Origin of the sequence: Paraflavitalea soli, assembly GCF_003555545.1 — a bacterium.
In the GTDB taxonomy this organism is placed as follows: Bacteria; Bacteroidota; Bacteroidia; order Chitinophagales; family Chitinophagaceae; genus Paraflavitalea; species Paraflavitalea soli.
The window spans coordinates 6,027,910-6,051,660 of sequence record NZ_CP032157.1; the positions used below are offsets into that span (position 1 = coordinate 6,027,910).

At 45.9% G+C, this 23,751-nt stretch carries 21 protein-coding genes; 14 read left to right on the forward strand and 7 right to left on the reverse strand.

All coding sequences use genetic code 11. From position 1 onward, the window contains the following. Positions 1–81: 81 nt before the first annotated feature. From D3H65_RS22940 to D3H65_RS22975, 8 genes are all read left to right on the forward strand, one after another. Positions 82–900 (forward strand): sterol desaturase family protein, encoded by an 819-nt coding sequence (locus D3H65_RS22940; RefSeq protein WP_119052551.1) that lies wholly within the window; start codon positions 82–84, stop codon positions 898–900. A gap of 48 nt (positions 901–948) precedes the next feature. After that, positions 949–2,028, forward strand: coding sequence for a serine hydrolase domain-containing protein (locus D3H65_RS22945; protein ID WP_119052552.1), 1,080 nt, complete (start codon positions 949–951; stop codon positions 2,026–2,028). A 29-nt stretch (positions 2,029–2,057) separates the two neighbouring features. Continuing rightward, positions 2,058–2,777, forward strand: a complete 720-nt coding sequence (gene kdsB / locus D3H65_RS22950; RefSeq protein WP_245999572.1) for a 3-deoxy-manno-octulosonate cytidylyltransferase — start codon at positions 2,058–2,060, stop codon at positions 2,775–2,777. 37 nt (positions 2,778–2,814) lie between these two features. After that, positions 2,815–3,741 carry an ROK family protein gene (locus D3H65_RS22955; protein ID WP_119052554.1) on the forward strand — a complete coding sequence of 309 codons (927 nt, stop codon included), beginning with the start codon at positions 2,815–2,817 and terminating at the stop codon, positions 3,739–3,741. 573 nt (positions 3,742–4,314) lie between these two features. Further along, positions 4,315–5,388: an iron-containing alcohol dehydrogenase family protein gene (locus D3H65_RS22960; protein WP_119052555.1), complete on the forward strand. Its 1,074-nt coding sequence runs from the start codon at positions 4,315–4,317 to the stop codon at positions 5,386–5,388. A 149-nt stretch (positions 5,389–5,537) separates the two neighbouring features. Beyond that, a complete protein-coding gene (locus D3H65_RS22965; RefSeq protein WP_119052556.1) occupies positions 5,538–6,101 on the forward strand; it encodes a hypothetical protein in 564 nt (187 codons plus the stop codon). Between the two features lie 110 nt (positions 6,102–6,211). After that, positions 6,212–7,309: a magnesium/cobalt transporter CorA gene (corA, locus tag D3H65_RS22970; RefSeq protein WP_245999573.1), complete on the forward strand. Its 1,098-nt coding sequence runs from the start codon at positions 6,212–6,214 to the stop codon at positions 7,307–7,309. Between the two features lie 79 nt (positions 7,310–7,388). Continuing rightward, the gene (locus D3H65_RS22975) at positions 7,389–8,390 is read left to right on the forward strand and encodes a sugar phosphate isomerase/epimerase family protein (RefSeq protein ID WP_119052558.1); all 1,002 of its coding nucleotides are present in this window, start codon (positions 7,389–7,391) and stop codon (positions 8,388–8,390) included. A 72-nt stretch (positions 8,391–8,462) separates the two neighbouring features. On the opposite strand, the gene cydB is transcribed toward D3H65_RS22975, so the two are convergent. The 4 genes from cydB to D3H65_RS22995 form a co-directional block, all read right to left on the reverse strand. Beyond that, on the reverse strand, positions 8,463–9,497 hold the full coding sequence (gene cydB / locus D3H65_RS22980) for a cytochrome d ubiquinol oxidase subunit II (RefSeq protein WP_119052559.1): 1,035 nt from the start codon (positions 9,495–9,497) through the stop codon (positions 8,463–8,465). Between the two features lie 10 nt (positions 9,498–9,507). Further along, positions 9,508–10,887, reverse strand: coding sequence for a cytochrome ubiquinol oxidase subunit I (locus D3H65_RS22985; protein ID WP_119052560.1), 1,380 nt, complete (start codon positions 10,885–10,887; stop codon positions 9,508–9,510). Positions 10,888–10,949: 62 nt separating this feature from the next. Continuing rightward, on the reverse strand, positions 10,950–11,456 hold the full coding sequence (locus D3H65_RS22990; RefSeq protein ID WP_119052561.1) for a DUF2480 family protein: 507 nt from the start codon (positions 11,454–11,456) through the stop codon (positions 10,950–10,952). Positions 11,457–11,595: 139 nt separating this feature from the next. Beyond that, positions 11,596–13,722 carry a peptidylprolyl isomerase gene (locus D3H65_RS22995; RefSeq protein WP_119052562.1) on the reverse strand — a complete coding sequence of 709 codons (2,127 nt, stop codon included), beginning with the start codon at positions 13,720–13,722 and terminating at the stop codon, positions 11,596–11,598. Positions 13,723–14,379: 657 nt separating this feature from the next. Between D3H65_RS22995 and nadA the strand changes: the two genes are divergently transcribed. Beyond that, positions 14,380–15,390 carry a quinolinate synthase NadA gene (gene nadA / locus D3H65_RS23000; RefSeq protein ID WP_119052563.1) on the forward strand — a complete coding sequence of 337 codons (1,011 nt, stop codon included), beginning with the start codon at positions 14,380–14,382 and terminating at the stop codon, positions 15,388–15,390. Positions 15,391–15,486: 96 nt separating this feature from the next. Beyond that, entirely contained in the window at positions 15,487–15,960 is a 474-nt protein-coding gene (locus tag D3H65_RS23005; protein WP_119052564.1) for a GAF domain-containing protein, read from the forward strand. A 95-nt stretch (positions 15,961–16,055) separates the two neighbouring features. Here the strand turns inward: D3H65_RS23005 and mnmG are convergent, their stop codons facing one another. Then, complete coding sequence (gene mnmG / locus D3H65_RS23010) at positions 16,056–17,969, reverse strand: tRNA uridine-5-carboxymethylaminomethyl(34) synthesis enzyme MnmG (RefSeq protein WP_245999574.1); 1,914 nt, start codon at positions 17,967–17,969, stop codon at positions 16,056–16,058. A 1,581-nt stretch (positions 17,970–19,550) separates the two neighbouring features. Continuing rightward, complete coding sequence (ybeY, locus tag D3H65_RS23015; protein WP_119052565.1) at positions 19,551–20,000, reverse strand: rRNA maturation RNase YbeY; 450 nt, start codon at positions 19,998–20,000, stop codon at positions 19,551–19,553. A 145-nt stretch (positions 20,001–20,145) separates the two neighbouring features. Here ybeY and D3H65_RS23020 point away from each other — a divergent pair, with 145 nt between their 5' ends. The 4 genes from D3H65_RS23020 to D3H65_RS23035 all read left to right on the forward strand — a co-directional run bounded on the left by D3H65_RS23020 (position 20,146) and on the right by D3H65_RS23035 (position 23,381). Beyond that, positions 20,146–20,373, forward strand: a complete 228-nt coding sequence (locus D3H65_RS23020) for a FeoA family protein (RefSeq protein WP_119054621.1) — start codon at positions 20,146–20,148, stop codon at positions 20,371–20,373. Positions 20,374–20,405: 32 nt separating this feature from the next. After that, positions 20,406–20,981 carry a nicotinate (nicotinamide) nucleotide adenylyltransferase gene (gene nadD, locus D3H65_RS23025; protein WP_119052566.1) on the forward strand — a complete coding sequence of 192 codons (576 nt, stop codon included), beginning with the start codon at positions 20,406–20,408 and terminating at the stop codon, positions 20,979–20,981. Between the two features lie 172 nt (positions 20,982–21,153). Further along, complete coding sequence (locus D3H65_RS23030) at positions 21,154–22,059, forward strand: serine hydrolase (RefSeq protein WP_119052567.1); 906 nt, start codon at positions 21,154–21,156, stop codon at positions 22,057–22,059. 50 nt (positions 22,060–22,109) lie between these two features. Then, positions 22,110–23,381, forward strand: coding sequence for a chromate transporter (locus D3H65_RS23035; protein ID WP_119052568.1), 1,272 nt, complete (start codon positions 22,110–22,112; stop codon positions 23,379–23,381). Positions 23,382–23,451: 70 nt separating this feature from the next. Here the strand turns inward: D3H65_RS23035 and D3H65_RS23040 are convergent, their stop codons facing one another. Then, on the reverse strand, positions 23,452–23,706 hold the full coding sequence (locus D3H65_RS23040) for a hypothetical protein (protein WP_119052569.1): 255 nt from the start codon (positions 23,704–23,706) through the stop codon (positions 23,452–23,454). Between the last annotated feature and the right edge of the window lie 45 nt (positions 23,707–23,751).

The window sequence follows — 23,751 nt, forward strand, 5'->3', positions numbered from 1 at the left end:
CATTGACTGATCTGCAGCCTCTGACACAGCCCTTTTTCCGGATTTTTAGCGTAAATTACCGGTGAATCGATGCTTTTGCCTATGGAATCATTCATGCATTTCTGGGAGCATATTGAGAGCTGGCAGCGCATGGCAATCCTGCTGGGCGGAATGGTCTTTTTCTGGGTGCTGGAAGGTTACTATCCCATGTTTGCTTTCTCTTTCAAACGCTATAAACATGCCGGCGTAAACCTGCTTTTTCTGCTTAGCACAGTTATCCTGAATATAGTTCTGGGCGCCATTACCATCAAAGTGTGCGATTGGGTAACTACTCATCATATCGGCTTGCTCAACTGGCTTGGCCTGCCCCTCTGGGCCAATATTCTGCTGGGGCTTTTCTTTATGGACTTCTTTGGCCAGTATGCCCCGCACTATGCCATGCACAAGATAAAATGGATGTGGAAATTCCATATGATCCACCATAGTGATACCAAGGTGGATGTGACCACCGGCACCCGCCACCACCCCGGAGAATGGGTATTCCGTGAAGCCTCTACTATTATTGGGGTATTGGTCATTGGACTGCCCATTGGCATGTATTTCCTGTACCGCAGCATGGCCGCTATCTTCACCCATTTTAACCATGCCAATATCCGGGTACCCCTTTGGCTGGATAAGCCCATCAGCTGGATACTGGTATCGCCCAATATGCATAAAGTGCATCACCATTTTAAGCGCCCCTACACAGATACCAATTATGCTAATATTTTTTCTCTGTGGGATCGTATCTTTGGCACCTTCGCTTACGAAGATCCCAGGAACCTCCAGTACGGATTGGATGTTCTGGATGGAAGCACCGATGAAAACCTCCGATATCAACTCCGACTTCCTTTTGACAATACCATCAAGACTGACTATTGAATTACCTGTTATTGATTGACAGACCCTGTTCCCATTGAAACCGTTAACATGAAAAAATTGTGTTGTATTGTTTTATTGATGGTAGGTTGTATACCGGTTTTCTCTCAGACATTTTCCCTGATGGCCGATAGCATCCGCAAATACCGTGGCGTGCCGGGACTTGTATACGCCGTATTTGATGCCGATAAGATCCTGGACATAGGCGCATCCGGAGTACGTGAATTCCGGAAGAAAGACAGCATCCGCATCACCGACAGGTTTTATACGGGTACCAATACCACCGCTTTCACAGCTTACCTGGCAGCCCGGCTCGCAGATGCCGGCAAACTCCAATGGAACACCACGGTCCTGAAAGCTTTGCCCGAGATAAATGGCAAAACAATGAAGTTGTATCATTCCGTTACCATACGCCAATTGCTGGCCCAGCGCGCCGGCATTCGTCCGTATACAGAAGCGGAAGATCAAAAAGGGATACCGTTATTAACAGGCAGCAAGCCGGAACAACGCAGGGCCTTCGCCACACTGGTGATGAAAGGAACACCCTTACTGATCGTTGACAGCAGTCAGCCCGTGTACTCCGTAGCCGGCACCGCTATTGCCGCCGCCATGATGGAAAAAATAACGGGCAAGGCCTGGGAAGAACTGATTGGTCAGTACATCAGCAAACCGCTGAACCTGTCGATCCGGTTTGGACTACCGCGTTTGGCTGATAGTCTGCAACCCTATGGCCATGGAGAGATTGCCGGCGTCCTTCAGCCGGAATTTGGTCATACCACCATCCCTGCTATTGCACCTGCCACCGACATCAATATTTCCATAAAGGATTATATCCTTTTCATGCAGGATATGCTGAAAGCTTTGCAGCATAAAAAATCCGTCATCAGTTCTATTGCTGCCGAGCAATTGTTATCGGCCACCCCGGGAATGGCGATGGGATGGGAAAATGAGACCTGGAACAAATTGCGCATCAACCATTTCCTCGGTAAGAGCGCCCTCTTTAGTACTTATACCATGATCATCAGGGAAAAAAATATTGGCATCATTGTGCTGTGCAATAGCGGCACGGTAAGTGGCAAATCAGCTGTCCTGAATTTTGGCCGGATGCTGCGGGAATATTATTGTCAGTAGGATTATCTTTATGCTCCGAAAAGAATATTATGGCAAAAGTGATAGCAATGATACCTGCACGGTATGCCGCCACAAGGTTCCCGGCCAAACTGATGCAGTTATTGAAGGACAAAACCGTGATCCGGCATACCTATGACAATACAGTAGCTACCGGTCTGTTTGATGAAGTATGGGTAGTTACCGACAGTGAGGTGATCTACCAGGAAGTTGTATCGCATGGCGGCAATGCCAGGATGAGTGTGAAAGAACATGAGAGCGGCAGCGATCGCATAGCAGAAGCAGTAGCTGATATGGACGTGGATATTGTATTGAATGTACAGGGCGATACACCCTTCATCAGGAAAAAGCCACTGCAGGAATTATTACAATGTTTTAATGATCCCACGGTACAGGTGGCCTCCATGATGCAGGTGCTGCACGAACAGGAACAGATCGACGATCCCAACTTTGTGAAAGTAGCGGTAGACAGGAATATGAACTCTCTCATGTTCAGCCGTAGTGTGGTCCCCTATCCACGCAATACCGCTGTTCCCATTACTTATTACGAACATATTGGCGTATACGCTTTCCGGAAACAGGCGCTGATCAATTTCACCAACTGGCCCATGACCCCGCTGGAAGCGGCAGAAAAAGTAGAATGCCTCCGTTACCTGGAATATGGCATCCCGCTTCGCATGGTCGTGGTAGATTATATGGGCGTGGAAATTGATACGCCGGAAGACCTGCAACGGGCAGCAAAACTTTTATAATTCCGGATTTAATACTGTACCATAAACCTGCTTAGCTATGAGTAATCCTATATGGGGTATCGACCTGGGGGGTACCAAGATCGAAGGTGTTATTTTACCATCCATCAATGATGCCCGCCCCCTGTTGCGTACCCGCATTGATACAGAAGCGGGCAAAGGTTATGGGCATATTGTACAGCAGATCAAAAAGCTGGTAGATACCATGCAGCAGCAGTCGGGCTTAACGCCTGGCCGCATTGGCTTTGGTACGCCGGGTGAACTCGATCCCCGCCTGCAGACGATGAAGAATTGTAACAGCACGGCACTGAATGGGCAACCCTTAAAAAAGGACCTGGAAACCGCACTCCATGTACCGGTAGTGCTGGCCAACGATGCCAATTGTTTTGCCCTGGCCGAAACGCATTGGGGCGTGGTAAAACAGCAGGTACCGGATGCCCGCGTAGTGTTTGGTATCATCATGGGCACGGGGGTAGGCGGTGGTATTGTGATCAACGGACAGGTGTGGAATGGCCGCCATGGCATTGCGGGAGAATGGGGCCACAATTTCCTGGATGAATCGGGCGGGCCCTGCTATTGCGGCAAAACCGGTTGTGTGGAGAAAGTACTGAGTGGCCCTGCACTACAGGAATACTATACGCGCCTTACCGGTCAATTTTTTTCACTCAAGCAAATTGTAGCAGGCTATACAGCAGGTACCGATGCGGCTGCAGGGGAAACGATCAACAGGCTCACGCACTTTTTTGGTAAAGCTGTTTCCGTAGTTACCAACCTGCTCGATCCCGACGTAATTGTGGTAGGAGGCGGTGTGGGCAACATAAGTGTCATTTATACAACTGGTGTTGAATCACTGAAAAAACATATATTTAATAATGGCATAGAAGTCCCTGTATTGATGCCTGCACTGGGAGATAGTGCAGGTGTTTTTGGAGCGGCAGCACTTGTGGCTGAGGGAGCCTTACACTAAAAATATATAGTTTTTAGCCTTATACATCCCCGTTGCAGTTTTTTGCGGTTCATTTATCTATGCAAAGGTTTGCGTAAGGGCATATTCTCGCAGTTTGCAGCTTATTTTGCGGTTATTTTGCAATTATTTCTAAAAATTCAGGGTCCTTTGTGACGACATGCAATAAAAATAATTAATTTTATTCCAGTCCGTTCTCCTGCTGAAAAACTGTGCTAAACGTTATCTACACGCATCATGTGACAGCATACTGAACCTTGTCTGTCTTTTTCAATCCAATACAGTTTAATAAATCCAGTTCAAGATATTTTTCCGGTTTATGCGTATGCACCGGAAGTAAATGCGGTTATTTTTCACTCGAAACTCAGCATTTTGGTTTAGGCTCTCCAGAAAACGCAGCAGTTTGCTGCGTTTTACTTTCTAAAGGCGCTCTTCCCTTTTCTGTTTTGCCGTTTATGCCAGCACCCCGCTGGATTTTTGTTACTTTCTTTTCTACGCTTACCTTCACCCATCAATTCAATACGGTTGATTATCATAACATCACCGGTGGTTGAGAAATCATAAAATATCTTACGGATGAAATTCAGAAACTTTAAAATGGTGGACTACGTGGTGTATGGCCGCGGCAGTTTTGATCAGCTCGATGAAATTTTGGCTCCCCGTCGTAAGGGAGATGCACCTGTGATCTTCTTTGTGGACCATTATTTTGAGGGCAAGGCCTTGGTAAACAGGATCCCATTGCGCGGAAAAGACAAAGTGATATTTGTAGATGTTACCTATGAACCTAAGACCTCTTATGTAGATAAACTCGCTGCAGAGTTGAAAAGTGAATTTGGAACCGTGAGCGGTATTATTGCCATCGGTGGCGGATCGGCCATGGACTTGGGCAAAGCGGTATCCCTGATGATGACCAATCCCGGATCATCGGCCGATTACCAAGGCTGGGACCTGGTGAAACTGCCCGGTGTGTACAAAGCCGGCATCCCCACCCTCAGCGGTACCGGTGCAGAAGTTTCCCGCACCACAGTATTGACCGGGCCTACCCGGAAACTGGGCATGAACTCCGATTTCACACCCTTCGACCAGATTGTGCTGGACCCCGCCCTCACAGCCAATGCCCCTGTAAACCAGCGCTTCTATACCGGGATGGATTGTTATATCCATTGTATTGAAAGCCTGGAAGGCACTTACCTCAATGAGTTCAGTAAATCCTACGGCGAAAAAGCACTGGAACTCTGCCAATACATTTTCCTGGAAAAAGACCAGTGGGATGAAGAATGCGACGATAAACTGATGATGGCTTCCTATGCAGGAGGCATGAGCATTGCCTACTCACAGGTGGGTGTGGCACACGCTGTCAGCTATGGACTGAGCTTTCTGCTCGGTACCAAACACGGCATTGGCAATTGCATCGTAATGAATCACCTGGAGGAGTATTACCCGGCCGGCGTAGAAGAGTTTAAGCGCATGGTGGAGAAGAATAAGATCGACATTCCTGTTGGCATCTGTAAAGGATTGACCGATGAGCAGTTTGATTCCATGATCAATGTATCACTGGGTATGAAGCCCCTTTGGGAAAATGCCCTGGGTAAGGATTGGGAAAAGATCATGACCCGGGAAAAGCTGCGGGCCCTGTACGAGCGTTTATAGTGCGAGTGGTAGGTTGTAGGTGGTTATTTCCCGCGGTTCATCTTATGATTTTGTTATCTAAGGTCAAAAAGGGGCTAACCAATACAGTGATGCTTGGCGGGACTTTTTGATTGCGGTACATTCGCCTAATCAACAACCAAACATACACCATGAAAAAAGTACTATTTGCACTCTTTTTAATGAGCGCTTTGGCAACCGCGGCACAGGATAAAATAAATCCCGTTGTAAAGAAGGGATCAAAGTTCATTTATACCCTTTATACCGGCGGCAACACCATTCCTTTTACAGCTGTGGTGGATTCGCTGGGCACAGAATATGTAAAGATCGCCTGGAATATAGAAGGCATAGGCACCGGTGGCTGGGTCATGAAAAAGAAATCACTGGAAACCGCCACACATGGATATTGGAGCCAGCCTACAGCAGGCACCGATGAAGACCTGGGCGATGAAACAACCGTACTGTTGCTGTCAAAAGCACAATGGAACGGCCTGCAGCAGGATAAAAAGTTTGTCTACAATGACCAGACTTTCACGGTGAAACAAGGTGAGCAGACTGGTTTAAAAGTGGGCAGTAAAACATTGGATGCAATCCAGGTGGAAGGTCCCGGTGGTACTACCCGCCTGTGGATATTGAACAACGCCGGTTTCCCGGCACTGCTAAAAGTAGAAGGCAATTCGCATGGCGTAGATCTTGAATTGACTAATATAGAATAACCCGATCGAACATTCTCTTTTATAATGCTCCCGTAGCCTGTGCTGCGGGAGCATTATTTTTTAGGTATGGTTTTTATGCTTAATTTTTCATTGATTATTCGCCTATGAACATGGATCCGCAGAAATATCTCCGTTATCTTGGCTTGCCTTCTTTATTCGGTACCCACCGGACCAAAGAAATATTCAATATCAATCCTACAGCCCCCTCCCAGCGTGAAGAGGCCACGGAAATCGTCATCACTGTATATGATTATAATGCCGATTCCATGGAAGAGCGGAAGTTTGACAAGGTGCAGGATTGTTTTCATTACAAGAATAATAACCGGATCAACTGGATCAATATTGATGGCCTGCGCAAAGCCGATGTAGAGCTGGTAAGCAACCAGTTTAATATTCACCCCCTGCTTATTGAAGATATCCTCAGCATGCACCAGCGGCCCAAGATGGACGAGGTGGAGGGTATCTTATTCTGCCTGCTGAATATGCTTTATTTCAATGAAGCCACCCGTACAGTAGAAACCGAACAGATCAGTATCGCCCTGGGAAAGGATTTTGTGATCTCCTTCCAGGAAGATGCCAGCCGCGATGTGTTTGATCCCGTTCGCAATAAACTAAGGTTTGGCAATAGTAAAATACGGCAGCGTACGGCCGATTACCTGCTGTATGCCATGCTGGATATTATTGTAGACAACTATTTCCAGGTAATGGAGAAGCTGGGCGAGCAGGTAGAATTGTTGGAGGAAGAAGTGATCCGCCGCAGTAATACGAAATCGCTGGCACGCATTAACCAGCTTCGCAAAGAACTGATCGTACTCAAACGAAATATAGCTCCTGTACGCGACCTGATCAATGGGATTATCCGGAGTGAAAGTGATCTACTCGACGACCGGACCACCAAGTATTTCAAAGACGTATATGACCATATTATCCAGGCCTACGACCTGAGTGAGAACTATCGCGATATGATGACGAGTATGCAGGACCTTTATATCAATAACGTGAACCTGAAACTGAATGAAGTAATGAAGGTGATGGCTATTGTAACCTGCCTGCTGGCGCCCGCCACAGTTATCGGCGGCATCTTCGGAATGAACTTCGACAACATCCCTTCCATTCACAATAAATGGGGCTTTTTCATTGCCGTGGGTCTGATGTTGCTGATCCCCATCTGGATGCTGCGAGCCTTCAGAAGGCGAGGATGGTTTTAGCAGCGTTATTCTTTCCCGATATTGTTGTATTTTCAGTACCTGAGATCAAATTATTGCTTCCTGAAAAAACTCTTTCTTTATGTCAACCAATCGTCGTCGTTTTTTACAACAACTGGGTGGACTGACCGCCGGCTTTGGCGCCGTATCTACCGGATTTGCTGCCTGCAGTGATGGAACGCCTGCCACAGATACACCTAAAACAGATACCTCTACAGCCGGCACAGCCGCTACGCCTGCTAAAATGTTTTTTACCATTTCCCTGGCGCAATGGTCCCTGCACAAGGACCTCTTCGATAAAAAACTGGATAACCTCGATTTTCCATTGGTATCCAAAAGAGATTATGGTATTGACGTAGTAGAATACGTGAACCAGTTTTTTAAAGACAAAGCAAAGGATGAAAAATACCTGGCCGAGTTGTTGAAACGTTGTAAAGACAATGGCGTGAAGAACCACCTTATTATGGTGGATGGTGAAGGATCACTGGGCTCACCCGATGATAAGGAAAGATTGAAAGCCGTAGAGAACCACTACCAATGGGTAGATGCTGCTAAATACCTGGGGTGTGCTACTATCCGCGTGAATGCACACGGAGAAGGCAGCCGCGAAGATGTACAGAAAGCCGCGATAGACGGACTCAGCAGGCTGGGAGAATATGGCGCCAAAGCAGGTATTAATGTCATCGTGGAAAATCACGGTGGTTATACTTCTGATGGCAGCTGGCTGGTGGGCGTGATGAAAGGCGTAAACAAACCCAATGTTGGTACCCTGCCCGATTTTGGTAATTTCTGTGTGAAGCGTGATGGGAAAGGGATGTACGACGGCAATTGCATAGAAGAGTATGACCGCTACAAAGGCACCCAGGAAATGATGCCCTATGCCAAAGGCGTAAGCGCCAAGACCTATGATTTTGACGCACAGGGTAACTGTATAGAAACTGATTATTACAAAATGCTCAAAATAGTAAAGGATGCCGGCTTTACCGGTTATATCGGTATTGAGTTTGAAGGTTCCAAGGGCGACCCGGTTGAAGGCATTAAGAAAACAAAAGCATTACTGGAAAAAGTGGGCGCTGCCTTATAATTATTCAATTACTAATTATTGATTATTCGCTGGCCTGAGTTTACATGGTTTTGCAGTTAGGTGCAGGATCATCTAATAACTCATTTCATCGAGCTTTACCTTTCCTTTGAAGGTCCAGAAAACAAAGGAAGTATAAATGCCTACCAATGGTGTACCGATCACAGCAATCGTGAGCAATATCTTCATCGTCTTATAGGAAGAAGCCCCATTATGTATCGTTATACTGTTGTCGGGGTTCACTGTCGAATACAAGAGATACGGATACACTTCCAGTGCAACCATCACCAGTAATAAGGCAATGGTAAGGGCCGAGCTGAAAAATGCATAGCGGTATTTTCCCTTTTTGATCTGCCGCGGAATATTGGCAATACTCAATACCATCAAAATAGGTATAATAAATGCGGCAGGGTTGGCTTTAAAAAAATCACTGAGGTGTGGTATGTACAACAGCGTATAAAGGGTCGTGATCACAAAACTGAGTACAAAGAAAATAATGAAGTTTCTGGAAAGTATACGTAGCCTGGCATAAAGCCGTTTTTCGGTTTTCATGGTCAGGTAAATAGAACCATGCATCATAAACAAAGCCAGGGTGGTGATGGCTACCATGATGGAAAAAGGATTGAAGAAAGAAAGCCAGTTGCCGGCAAACTCCTTTTGCCCATTGAGGGGAATACCATAGGCAACATTACCCAGCATAAGGCCCAGTGAAAGCGCAATGATAATGCTGGCGGCAGAATAAACAATATCCCAGGTCTTGCGCCACCAGGGCATCGGCTCTTTGCTCCGGAACTCAATGGCCACGGCCCGGAAGATGATACCCATCAAAAAGACCATGAAGGGAATATAGAAAGCTGAAAAAATAGCGGCATAGGCGATGGGAAAGCCGGCAAATAGGGCACCGCCTCCAATCACCAGCCACACTTCATTACCATCCCATACCGGCCCGATGGCGTTGAGCGCTATCCGGCGGCTTTGTTCTTTTTTGAGTAAAAGGTGCAGGGCGCCAGCTCCCAGGTCAAACCCATCGAGGATCGCATACCCGCTGATGACAGCTCCAAATACGAGGAACCACCATACGTTGTAATCAAGTCCGAGAAATGTTTCCATGTGTTGACAGTTAATGTGCTAATAATGGATTGTCGCGTTTACTGCCTTCTTCAATATCTTCTTTGGAGCCATAGTCCACCGGCCCGTGCTGTATCTTCTTATTGAGCAAATACAGGAATAATATCAGCAACAGCAGGTACACGACCATGAACATGATGAGGGAGAAAAGTACCTGGTTGGCCGTGACGGCTTTGGACAGGGCATCGGAGGTTCTGAGCAATCCATAGACCACCCAGGGTTGCCGGCCCATTTCGGCAGCAAACCATCCCGCCTGGTTGGCAATCTGCGGTAGCAGCACGGACCATACAAATATCCACAGCAGCCAGCGTTTGTCAAACAGCTTATTCCTGTAATAAAGCCAGGTGCCAAAGACCGATAGCGCAATAAGGCTTACCCCGATCGCTACCATAATATGGTAAAACTGGAAGATGGCGTTTACCTGCCGGGGACGATCCTCTTCCGGAAAAGCATTTAATCCTTTTATGGGTGCGTTGAAATCGCCATATATCAGGAAGGAAAGTCCGCCGGGTATACGGATGCCTTTTGTTTCCTGGGTTTTGTTGTTTACATAGCCCATCAGGTACATATCTCCTGTGGCCAGGGAATCATAATGGCCTTCAAGTGCCGCCAGTTTCGCCGGCTGGTTTTTGGAAACACCATCGGCGCTTTTATGGCCCACAAACAATTGAAGCAGCGAGCAAATCGTGGCTGTTATGAGGGCTATCTTAAAGGAGGGTTTGGCCAGGGCCAGGTGTTTATTTTTCAGGATATACCAGGCATTCACACTCAGCACCAGGAAGGCGCCTGCCAGGAAAGCGCCGATCCATACATGGGTAAGGCGCTCTACACTGGAGGGATTAAATACCATGGCCCAGAAATCGGTGATCTCGGCACGGGCATTCATTCCTTCGCCCACGATCCTGAAGCCGGCGGGTGTCTGCTGCCAGGAATTAGCCACCACGATCCACACCGCCGAAAACATTGATCCCAGGAAGACCATCAACGCAGAGAAGAAATGCACTTTGGGGCCTACCCGGTTCCAGCCAAAGATGAGAATGCCGAGAAAGCCCGACTCCAGGGCAAAAGCAAAGATGCCTTCCGCGGCCAGGGCGCTGCCAAATATATCACCCACGTATTTGGAATACGTGGCCCAGTTGGTACCAAACTCAAATTCCATAATAATGCCGGTGGCTACGCCAATACCAAAGATGAGGGCAAAGATCTTTATCCAGAAACGGGTGATCTGTTCGTAGCGCTTATCGCCTGTTTTGAGGTACATGCCTTCAAAGATGACGAGCAGCAAACCAAGACCAATACTTAATGGCGGATAGATGTAATGAAATGCAATGGTGAATGCAAACTGAACACGGGATAGTATTTCGACATCCATGGGAAAGATGTTTGATGGCTACATAAAAAAAAGTCCCGCCATACGGCAGGACGCAAATACGATCATTTCTTTTTGAAAATGGGAACAGTACTACACGGTTCGCCATACATGATACTTTTAGCTACCGGCCGTAATTTCTTGGTAATCTCCAGGTAGGCAAATTCACCAATAGGTAGATCACCACATCCTTTTACTACTACCCGCTGATCAGTATAATCAGCGGCGGGGATAGCTGCAATATTTTGAATGAAAAGTTGTTGTTTGGCTGTTTGTTCGTTGCCGAAGATAATATCCTTTGCCACGGGCTGCAGGTAAGTGGCTACCAGCATATAGGCCCACATGGGGATAATGGCATCTGCTGTGCAGGTAACAGCTACTACTTTATCCTGGTACAGCGTCCAATCGATTTGCTGAAGGGCGGCGCGGAAATCTTTTTCTTTGAGGATGAGTTCCATAAACAGATGGGGCTTCAGGTCAAATACCAGGATCTCCTCTTTGGGATAGTACTCCTCGAGGTCCAATGTGATCAGCCCACTGGCAGTTACCTTATTAATGATCTCATCACTCATGACGTATCTGTTTCAGGAATAATAACAAAGTTACGTGCAATTGGTTGCCGGGAACACAAAAAGTGGTTTGAATGAGCACAAAAAAAAGATCCCGTTCAAATGAACGGGACCTCTCCGTAATATTATATGTAATAACAGTTTAGTAGAACTTGTAGCGGTTGTCGGTAATATCCGCCGCTTTTTTGAGTGTTTCGATCACCAGGTAGCTGCTGCGCTGAATTTGCTGGGCAGCCATTTGCTGTTGCATCTTTATATCCAGTCCGGCATTGGGTTGGGCAGTCACATTATTGACTTTAATATAATACACACCAATTTCTCCAAGGATGGGATCAGATACCTTGGCCTGGTAGTTCTTGTTGAAAGAAGCACCTATAAGTTTGGACTCATTGCCCAGGTTTGGAATATAACCGGCAGAGAAAGCCACGCTGTCCAGCTGTTGAACAGGTTGATTCACCGCTTTAGTCACTGCATCAAGTGAAGCAGGAGTACCCACTTTCTGAATGATCTGCTCTGCTTTTTTCTTATTCCGTATTTTATATTCTACCAGCGGACGCGCTCTTTCGATGGGCATGGTGCCTTTGTCGTAACTGTTTACCAAAACAGGTACGATGTATTTATCACCTATAAAGTAAGGTTCTGGGGCAACGTCACCGATCTTAGCATCATTATACATCCATTTCACCAGCGGGCGGCTGCTGCCCAGTCCGGGAATATTGCTTTCCAGGGGCTGCACATCATAGGCGTTGAACTTAGTGAGGTTCTGTTTTTTGATATTATCCTCAAACGCTTTCCTGTTGCGGCTTTCAGCGGCAAAAGCAGAAGCTGCCTGATGGGCAGTATTGGTGGTCAGATCGCTGGGATATATAGGCTGTGAAAAATAAGCGATATTATAAGCAGGTGAAGATCCTTTCTGAGAGAGGATTTCCACATAGTGGTAACCATATTCTGTTTTCACCACTCCTTTAGAACCAACAGGTTTTCCAAAAATAAAGTCGTTGAATTCTGCAGTCATGCGGCCGCTCACTACATTATCATATATACCTCCGGTCTCTTTGGTTCCGTCGTCAGAATATTTTACACAAAGTGTATCAAAGTTGGCGCCGCCTTTAATTGCCATTTCCACACTGTCAATAATACGTTTGGCAGTAGAGTCATACCGAACGGGCTGCAATTCGCCGGTGCGCTGATCGCGTTGATGGGTAGCTACCAATATGTGACGCACTTTTACTGAATCGGGCCATTGTTTTTCACTCACGATGCGTGCGAGGGTATAAGAACCGCCATCGAGGTAAGGTCCGTATACGCCACCTACGGGAGTCTTAACAATAGAGTCGATCTTTTCGATCTTTATTTCTTTGCGGGAAATATTGCTGGGATAATAAGGGGTCTGGCTGTTTTCCCGCAGGAAGAAACCGTTGATATCAGAAGTAGTAGCAAAAGAATCTTTCAGTTTTTCCACACGCTCACGTACGGCAGCGGAATCTGCTGCGCTGGGAGCTGCGTTGAACATGACGTATTCAATACCGCGAACTTGCTCTTGCTTGAACCCTTCTTTGTGTTCATCCACATATTTGCGCACCTCATCATCGGTTACCTTGATCGTAGAATCGGCGATGCTGGTATAGGGAATATTAACATAAGAAATAGAGGCGAGCTGGCTATTGTCGGCATTTCTTTTTTCTACCAGCCATTTAGGCACATAGTAGCTTTTACCGATCATACCCACAAATTTTTCACGGATACGTTGTTTTTCCAGGGCAGGTACAAATTCACCCCAAAAATTGTTGTATTCGGGCGATTTCTTTTTCAGACCACGGATAGCCTGAAAAGCGGCTTGCGCATCATAAGCACCAGTTTGAGGATTGGTGAATTGCTGACGCAATTGCTGAGGCGGGTTAGCACCATATAATATGTCACCTTTTTCTTTATCGCTTACTACAAAACCGAGTTTATCGAGCTCTTTGTCCAGTACGGCATTTTCCACATATTCATTCCAGAGGCTCTCGCGGATCTGCTGACGGAATTGTTCATCAACATGCTGGCCATTGGCAGTGTAGTTCTTTTCGGCGTTGGCAAGCCTTTTTTCAAAATCGATAACATCAACTTTGGTACCGTTGATCTTACCGAGGGTGGTTGATTGTCCACTGAATAACCCACCACTTCTTCCACTAAAGGCATCCTGTACAATAAAGGCGATCAATGCTAAAGCAATCGCTGCAATAATGATCCACGCAGCTTTGTCGCGGATGGTCTGAATGATAGACATATAATATTATATTACTCCCGTTGTTTTAAGCGGATGGCAAAAATAGGGTAAAAAAGATTATGAACAAATTGTGGAAAACAGGGTCAAATATGCACCAACACAGCGTTTTATGATGTTGATGGTATGCCAATTATTATTCTCACGGCATTACCTATTTTACAGGTTGATAATATTATGCGCACGAAGGAGCGCACTAACGCCTATTTTGCCATTTATTGTGTTGAAAGAGGTATTTTTTTCCGTGAAACGTGCTTGTGAAGACAGTGTCCCCACGGTTTCGTGAATAAACACCAAAAGCAGTGGAAAACCCCGGAATTGGCCCTCCGGAAATGGTGGATAGTTGGATTAAAAGTTGTCGGGCGGGCGGGTGCCGGAAGGCGGGTGTATACAAACCCAAGGTTATTCGACCTCCGTTAACACCCCTATTGTGCTGTGGACAGTGTTTATTTATACCGGCCCTTTTTAATCCACATACGTGGAAAAACGGCGTAGATGCACAACCAGCGGGAGGTTCTGACTGTTAATGAATTGTGGAAAACAGTGGATAAAGCGCTTGTTGTAACTTTACCAAAAATCAGGGTGATCGTTTTATCCACGAATTCACACCCGTAATAGTAATAGGTTCTTTATAAAAATAGATAAGTAATAATAAATACTATGGGAGATATACACATAGGAGAAGCAAAAGAGAACATAGCCAAAGCAGGATTTCTGGATGTGGACGTTGACCCCACACTGGACCTATTTGGGGAAATCGAAAGATTGAAAAAAGAAAAAAATGCGATCGTGCTGGCACATTACTACCAGGAGCCCGATATCCAGGATGTGGCGGATTATATCGGGGACAGCCTGGGCCTGGCCCAAAAGGCGGAGAAGACGGATGCGGAGATTATTGTGTTCGCCGGCGTCCATTTCATGGCCGAAACGGCCAAGATCTTAAACCCGCACAAGAAAGTGTTGCTGCCCGACCTGAAAGCAGGTTGCTCTCTGGCGGATAGTGCTCCTCCGGAGCTATTCAGGCAGTTCAAGGCAAAGCACCCCAATCACCTGGTAATCTCCTACATCAACTGCACGGCTGACATCAAAGCACTAAGCGATATCATCTGTACCTCCAGCAATGCCGAGAAAATTGTGGAAAGCATACCTGTAGATCAGCCGATTATCTTTGCACCGGATAAAAACCTGGGAGGATACCTGATCAAAAAGACGGGTCGTGATATGGTTTTGTGGAATGGTGCCTGCATGGTGCATGAGATCTTTAGCCTCGAGAAGATCACCAGACTCAAAATAAGACACCCTAACGCCAAGATAATTGCTCACCCGGAGTGTGAGGAGCCAATTCTGCGGATCGCCGATTTTATAGGCTCTACGACAGGATTATTGAAATACTCCCAGGAAGATGCTGCGATGGAATATATCGTGGCTACAGAAACAGGCATTTTGCACCAGATGCAGAAATCTTCTCCCCATAAAATGTTCATTCCTGCTCCGCCCGACAACAGCTGCGCGTGTAATGATTGTCCACACATGAAGCTGAATACACTGGAAAAGTTGTACCTGTGCATGGAATACGAATTACCGGAGATCACCATGGATGAGCAGTTGAGGGTAGCTGCGAGAAAACCAATTGAGCGAATGCTGGAGATCAGCGCGAAATATGGTTTGTAAAATGTGGAGAAAGAAGGCAGATGATGACTGGGCCTGATTTTAAAAATGTGGGAAGAAAAGTGAATTGAATTTTTAATTATATTTTATTATAATATTATGGCCGAAGATCTTTTAGTGTTGAAGGGTACTAAGCGTGAACAATATGAATCTTTAATACCGCAAATCAAAGCGTTGATTGATGGCGAGCCCGACCTGGTAGCCAATCTGGCAAATGTAGTGGCTGCGTTGAAAGAACAGTTTGGTTGGTTTTGGGTTGGCTTCTACCTGGTGAAAGAAAAGGAACTGGTATTGGGACCTTTTCAAGGCCCGGTTGCGTGTACTCGAATCCGTTATGGTAAAGGTGTATGTGGAAGCAGTTGGGAACAAAAGCAAACTTTGATCGTGCCGGATGTAGAACAATTTCCAGGGCACATTGCCTGCAGTAGTTTATCGAAGTCTGAAATTGTGGTACCCGTTATCCGTGATGGGAAAGTGATTGCAGTGCTGGATGTGGACAGTGCTGAACTCGACGAGTTTGATCTGACAGATCAGGAATACCTGGAAGCGATCGTAAATGCTATGCAGTTTTAGAAATAGACAGTAGAGCTGATATTTTATTGAAGTGAGTCATCACGTAAGTAGGTTGTCGATAGACGACCACTGTATGATGACTCACTTTTAGTTTTTTAGCGGCCCATAAAGACCATGAGGATCTGTACATCGCTGGGATTAACACCACTGATGCGACTGGCCTGTCCCAATGTACGGGGACGTATTTTTTTGAATTTGGTCAAAGCTTCATTCGATAAGGCAGCCACTCTTCCATAGTCAAAGTTCTCAGGGATCATCAGGTCTTCGAGCTGGCTCATTCTTTTTACGATCTCTTTTTCCTTCTCAATGTATACATCGTATTTGATCTGTATTTCTGCCTGCTCGATCGTATCACGGGTAAAACCGGTGAGTGCATTTTTTATGGTAGGCAGCTGATCCATCATATCGGGCAAAGAGATATTGGGTCGAAGCAATACCTGGATCGTTTTCTGTTTATGGGGTAAAGGAGCAGAGTTTTTTTCTTGCAGGAATTTATCTGCTTCGCTTGGATCAAGAGAAAGTTCCTTCAGGATCGACTTGATCTTTTCTGTTCCATTCCTCTTTTCGATCACACGGTCCATTCTATCCTGGTCAGCTAATCCTAAACGATAACTTAATTCTGTCAATCGGAGATCAGCATTGTCCTGGCGCAGTAAGGTTCTGAATTCTGCCCGTGAAGTAAACATGCGGTAGGGTTCTTCTGTACCCTTGCTGATGAGATCATCGATGAGTACCCCAATATAGGCATCACTTCTTTTAAGGATCACGGGTTCCAGTTCCCTTACTTTTTGATGGGCATTAATGCCGGCCATTAATCCCTGGCAGGCAGCTTCTTCATAACCGGTGGTTCCATTGATCTGGCCGGCGAAGAAAAGATTGCTAATAAGTTTGGTCTCCAGTGCGTGACTCAATTGGGTAGGTGGGAAGTAATCGTATTCAATAGCATAACCTGGCCGGAACATGCGTACATTTTCAAATCCGGGTACTGTTTGTAAAGCTTTGTATTGAACATCCTCGGGTAGTGAAGTAGAGAAACCATTCACATAGATTTCTACCGTATTCCATCCTTCTGGTTCTATGAATAACTGGTGACGATCCCTTTCTGCAAAGCGATTGATCTTGTCTTCGATACTGGGGCAATACCTGGGGCCCACGCCTTCAATTCTTCCTGTATACATAGGGCTTCTATCAAACCCTGTTTTGAGAATATCATGTACCTGCTGATTGGTATAGGTAATCCAGCAGCTTCTTTGTTCCGTTGGTTTTTGAACATCCTTGTAAGAGAAGCCTACAATTTCATCATCTCCTTTTTGTTCCTCCATCTTGCTATAGTCAAGACTTCTTCCATCTACACGAGGAGGTGTTCCGGTTTTAAGGCGGTCGCTTTCGAATCCGAGTTCAACCAATTGTTCTGTTATACCAGTGGCTGCTTTCTCTGCTACCCTGCCCCCACCGAATCGTTTCTCTCCGATATGGATCACCCCATTGAGGAAAGTACCGCTAGTCACCACTACTGCTTTGGCTTTTATTTCATGACCCAGCCCGGTTATAACACCAGTGGCTTTGTTATCCTTGATGATGATAGACCTTACCATGTCCTGGTAGAAGTCTACATTCTTGGTGTTTTCCAACATCTCTCTCCAGGTAGCTGCGAATAACATGCGGTCATTCTGAGTCCGGGGACTCCACATAGCTGGTCCTTTTGACTTATTGAGCATCCTGAACTGGATCATACTCTTGTCGGAAACAATGCCTGAATATCCACCCATGGCATCTATTTCCCGTACGATCTGCCCCTTGGCAATACCTCCCATGGCAGGATTACAACTCATTTGGGCAATAACCTGCATGTTCATGGTGACCAGCAGAACCCTTGATCCAAGGTTGGCTGCCGCTGCTGCCGCTTCACATCCTGCGTGACCGGCACCGACTACTATAACATCATAATCTGGAAACATAGGCTGCAAAATTACATTAATGCTGGGTGTTTTGGGGATTAACTGTTCCACGTGGAACCAGGTTGCCCTGCCTTTCCTGCTTGCTTTGACCAGGTTTTATTCCCTTTGCTATCACTACTTGATTACGGGGACTTCCGTAAACACCTTTACACTCTGCTATTGGGTATTCCAGTACTATGAAAGAATGATGTAAGAAAGGAGCTGTCTGGTATCTATAGGATGTTTTCTACTGGAATCCCCAGTCATGGTATTAGATGGGATAATCTTTGAATGAATGTTTGATTTCTTTTACCTCGTTATGTTCTCTGTAGGTTCTTAATGCTACCTATGAACTACTAAAATGAGATCATTCATAGATTCTTGTTTCAAGCTCCGTTAGATAATGGAGGATCAATGGAGAATGAATGGAAAATTAATGGAGACAGAATGAAGACTTAGAAAATGCAAAGAGATATCATCGAGAATCTAGCTTGATTCTGGTCGGTTCAAAGGAATTGATATGAATAACTATATTGGGGATAATCTGCTGTTAGGAGACTTGCCGTATTGTGAAAGTAGATATGGTCAGGACTCTTGATGAGAACTGATGGCTTAAACCAAAGGGAGAATAGCAGAACCAGAAGATATTCCAACTTGAACCTACAGCTTAAAGAAGTTGTGATATCAAGGAGAAAAAGGTGTCACGCGGTAAAGAATCCAAGGATTGATAATTGTGTAAGGAACTGGTTTATACGGCGCGTTCCACGTGGAACGCAGGAAGCCTGAAAATGTTATGCAGAATATTAAACCTCATTGATCTCCTGTTTCAACAACCTAATACCTTCGCTTTTACCTCCAACCCAAGGTAAGGACCATACCTTGGTTAAGTCCTGGTAAATAAGGCCAGTACCCTGCTTTGCCCGGAGTGGTAAGGATCATAGCCTGCAGAAAATAATCCCTTCTGATCTGGAGGACTCATTTGTAAGGCCAATCAGACTACTTGGGCCTCTTGGGTAGTACTTAATTACCATGTCAAAAGACTTCCAATGAGATATAAAACCCCTCGAAGAAGGTTTCAACCAGGTATCCCAATATCTTTAAATCAAGGGAATGTCAGGTTTACCCGCTAAGGCGGGATCTGAGCCGGTAGAAGCCATTTAAGAGGAAAAACAGTTTTACAAAGAGGACCTTCGGTAAAGTTTATCCCGCGGAGCTGAATCCAGCATGACAGCTTAATTCAATGACATTGAGTTGTCCAGCTCTGCCGAACTAGTCACACTAAGGGAGGGAGACATTCGATTCTTGTATTCTCCTTGGACAGTGCAACAAGCTTAATATACCATCCTGGGATCCAACTGTATTAAACTCCCACTTTACCTTGCTCATCTTGAAAGTAATCCAACACTTATGGCCATGAATATCCTGCCTGGTAAAAGGCATACTACTCCCCTACCCTTTAACTGTTAAAGCAGTATGATTATTTATACCAATCCTTTAAGGCTGGGCTCAGGTAAATGAAGAAGGGGGAAACAAAATAATCCCTGAGTAAGCAAGGCTCACCCGGAAAATACACCAAGGCTGGCCGCAGAGGCATGGGCAGGTATGAGTAGAAGAAACCCCTTGATGACAAGGGGCTTTAACCTGAAGAAGGAATTACATCAAACGTTGTTGGTATTTCCTATACCGGGCAATACTCTCGTCTTCTTTCTCCCGCATCAGCCTGGCATCTTTGCTGGTCTTGTCTTTATATCCGCAAAGATGTAGGGCGCCATGGAAGATCACCCGGTGAAGTTCTTCCTTGAAACTGGTATGGAATTGTTGGGCATTGTCCCGCACCCTATCAATGCTGATATAGATTTCACCCATTACAGGCGCAGGATGGTTGGAGAGATTGAAGGTAATAATGTCGGTATAGTCATCATGGTTCAGGTATTGCCGGTTGATCTCCAGCAGGTACTTATCTGAACAAAAGATATAGCGCAGGGATTCGAGTTTTGTTCCTTCCCTTTTAAACAGGGATCGCAGGAAAGCTTTGAGCATTAGCCTGTCTTTCAGGTTGGCGGGCTCCAGAAAATGAAAGTCAACGGGCGCTGTTGTTTGCATAAGTTTCGAAAATCGTAAGCGTAATAAAGGATACAAAGCTACATTTGTTGTTGGATGAACCTGAATAATATAGGGGCTGTAAATGATCTATTTCAAAGCTTCGGATGTTATTGATACGGGGTCGACTGAACATAAACAAAGCACAATGAAAAGATTATCAGAGTTAAGATCGGGAGGAAGAGGAACCATCATGTCTTTTGAGGATAATGATCTTTTCCTAAAGCTTATGGAAATGGGTTGTGTACCCGGTGAAACCGTGAAAGTAGAGCAAATAGCTCCCCTGGGCGATCCTATCTCCATCAGTGTGGCCGGTTATAACCTGAGCCTTCGCCTTAACGAAGCAGATAATATCTTTATAGAAGAATTAGTTTAACCACATCACCATAGCTTAATTATCTGCCCGGTATGAAAGTTGGCCTGTATTTCGGTTCCTTCAATCCCATCCATCACGGTCACCTTATTATTGCCCAGCATATGGTGCAATATACCGATCTTGACCAGGTGTGGTTTGTTGTTTCACCCCAGAACCCCCTGAAGCCTTCTGCAGGTTTATTGAATGAGTTTCACCGCTTGTATTTTATACAGTTATCTATAGAACAATCTCATCACTTAAAAGTGACTGATATTGAATTCCGTTTACCCCGCCCTTCCTATACCGCCGACACACTGGCTTACCTGGGTGAGAGATATCCGAAGCATCACTTTGCCGTGATCATGGGCAGCGACAGTTTTGAGAACCTCCCCCGCTGGAAAAACTACCAGCATATTCTAACAAACTATCCCATCTACGTATACAAGCGTCCAGGCCATGAGATCACCAGCAGCTATGAAGGCTCCCGCGTGGAAGTTCTAAAAGCGCCCCTCCTGGAAATATCAGCCACCCATATCAGGAACACCATCAAAGAAGGCAAATCCATTCGCTACCTCGTACCCGATAAAGTGGCCGAGGAGATCGAGCGCAATGGCTATTATAAATTGTGATCACAGATATCTCACTACTTCATTTATTGCTAACGGTTATGAACAGACAGCATAATCGAATAATTCCATCAAATAACGCGAGGCATTTAAGCCAGTCCCAGTAAGGTTTTCAAGGAATATTTGCAGTGAACCCCTTATATTAGTAAACCTTACACAAAACACCCTGTTGGTTATGTATTACTGCAAGAGATTAACCGTTTGCCTGTTTTTATTCATCCTGGTGGGTAACCTGGCTGCACAATCCCGCACCGACCGGAAACTGCAGCAAAAAATAGATGAATTGGTAAAAAGCCAAAACCTTCGGGGTGTGGCAGGCATCTATGTTAAAAATCTGCGCACAGGTAAAGTGGCCGAGTACCAGGCTGATACAATATTCCCCACCGCCAGTATTGTGAAAGTACCCATCCTGGTGGGCATCATGGATAAGATAGAGAAAGGCGAATTACAGTATCACCAAAACCTGGAATATAAGGACTCCTTACTCTATGCCGGGGAGGATATTCTCGGCTCTTTCAAAAGCGGCGAGAAAATAGAACTCAGCAAAGTAATGATGTTGATGCTGACCATGAGCGACAACACCGCCAGCCTTTGGTTGCAGAGCCTGGCAGGTACCGGCGCCCGCATCAATCAACTCCTGGATTCACTGGGATTGCAATACACCCGGGTCAATTCCAGAACACCCGGCCGGGAAGATAACCGGAAACAATTTGGCTGGGGGCAAACTACGCCCCGCGAAATGACCACCCTGATGGAAAAGATCTACCGGGGTGAAGTGATCAGTCACAAAGCCAGTGAGCGAATGCTGCGCGTGTTGGGAAGAAACTATCATGATCCAAACGGGATATCACAAGTGCCGCCTTATATTTTTGTGGCATCCAAAACAGGAGAAGTAAATCAGTCGCGCAATGAAACCATCCTGGTAATGGCTCCCCACGGAGCATATGCTTATACCATCAATACCAAAAACCTGGAAGATCAAAGTTGGGAGCCTTCCAATGAAGGCTGGGTACTGTGCCGCAAACTGGCCGCCCTGCTCTGGCAATATTACGAACCCCGCTCAAAGTGGAAGGCAGAATAACAATCACTTGGATAAGTTTAGTACCTTCCGTGCTTGTGTAGTTTGTTCTAATGGTACTGTTACGACATATACCTTTTCTAAGAGCTGTTTTTCTTCATAGTATTTCCGCCTTTGGTGGCCCGCAAGGTCATTTTGGGATGGTGATGAAAACATTTGTGCACCAACGGCACGATGTAACCGAAAAGGAAGTACTGGATTATAATTCCTTTTGCCAGTTATTGCCCGGCGCCTCTTCTACCCAGGTGCTCACCCTGATTGGCTACAAAAGGGGGGGTATTCCCCTGGCGATCCTCACTTTACTTATCTGGATATTCCCGGCCTGTTTTCTGATGGGGGCTTTTTCTTTTGTGCTGCAATATTTTGATAACCGCTCACAGAATATGGGCATCTTCAAATTCATTCAGCCCATGGCGGTAGGATTCCTGGCTTTTGCCGCAGCCAAATCTTTCCGGCTGGCCATCCACAATACCATCACCACCGTGATATTGGTGATCAGTGCCATCGTCACGTTTTTCCTGTTCAAAAGCCCCTGGGTATTTCCGATCCTCATTGTGGCCGGTGGATTTGTTACCAATCTGAGTGATAAACGGATCCCACAAAAAGGCATTCCTCCCAAAAAGATCAAGTGGGGCAATATCTGGCTCTTTGCCATTCTCTTTATTGCCGCGGGTTTGGTGAGTGAACTGGCGCGGACGCACGACTGGCCCAATCGCCGGCCTTTGAACCTGTTTGAAAATACCTATCGTTTCGGCAGTCTTGTCTTTGGCGGCGGACAGGTACTGATCCCCATGATGTATGAGCAATATGTGGAAAGGCCGAAGTCCGAGCAGGTAATCCGGAAGAATCTTTATAAGAAAGAAAATGTGATCAGTATTGAGCGGGATGATTTTTATACCGGAGCGGGTATTGTACGTGCTATACCCGGACCTGTATTTTCCATCTCCTCTTTTATGGGGGGCATGGCCATGAATGACAAAGGACCTGCCTGGCAGGTATTGGGATGTATCATTGCCTCAATAGCGATCTTTCTGCCCAGCGCACTCCTGGTATTATTCTTTTTCCCCATATGGCACAACCTGCAGCGCTATGCCGTTGTGTTCCGTGCTCTGGAAGGCATCAATGCGGTAGTGGTAGGGATCATGGTGGCTTCTACTTTCTATATGATGAAAGATATTTCCATTACCGAATTTAAGACGGTGAGCCTTCTGAACATTGGTGTGATCGCAGGCACCTGGCTGCTGCTGGCCCTCACCCGCCTTCCCTCTCCTGTTATAGTATTGATCTGCCTGCTACTCGGTTGGCTGGCTGGCCTATGGGTATAAAAAATCCCGTCCTGTTGAGACGGGATCCGTAAACCACCCTTGAGAAAAACTGCCTGATAAAAATCGTCGTTTATATTATCGCATGTAATAATCCAACCGGTAAAACCAGCTCCTGTTTACTTTCCCTGGTACACATGGCCACACAATCCGCATGGGTAAGGGTGCCTGTAGTAGCTGGTTTCTTTTCCTCCTGCCGGAAACCTTTTTTCCATTCATCCCCACAGTTTTCCTGCGACCTTGCCTTCCGGCTTCCTGCCCCTATCATCACGATGGCAAAGCATCCGAGAAAGGCTACCATCGCCACCACCTGCATCGACTGTTTCATGATTATGCTGTTTTGAATTTGCTTCACAAAACTAGCCCGCAGAAG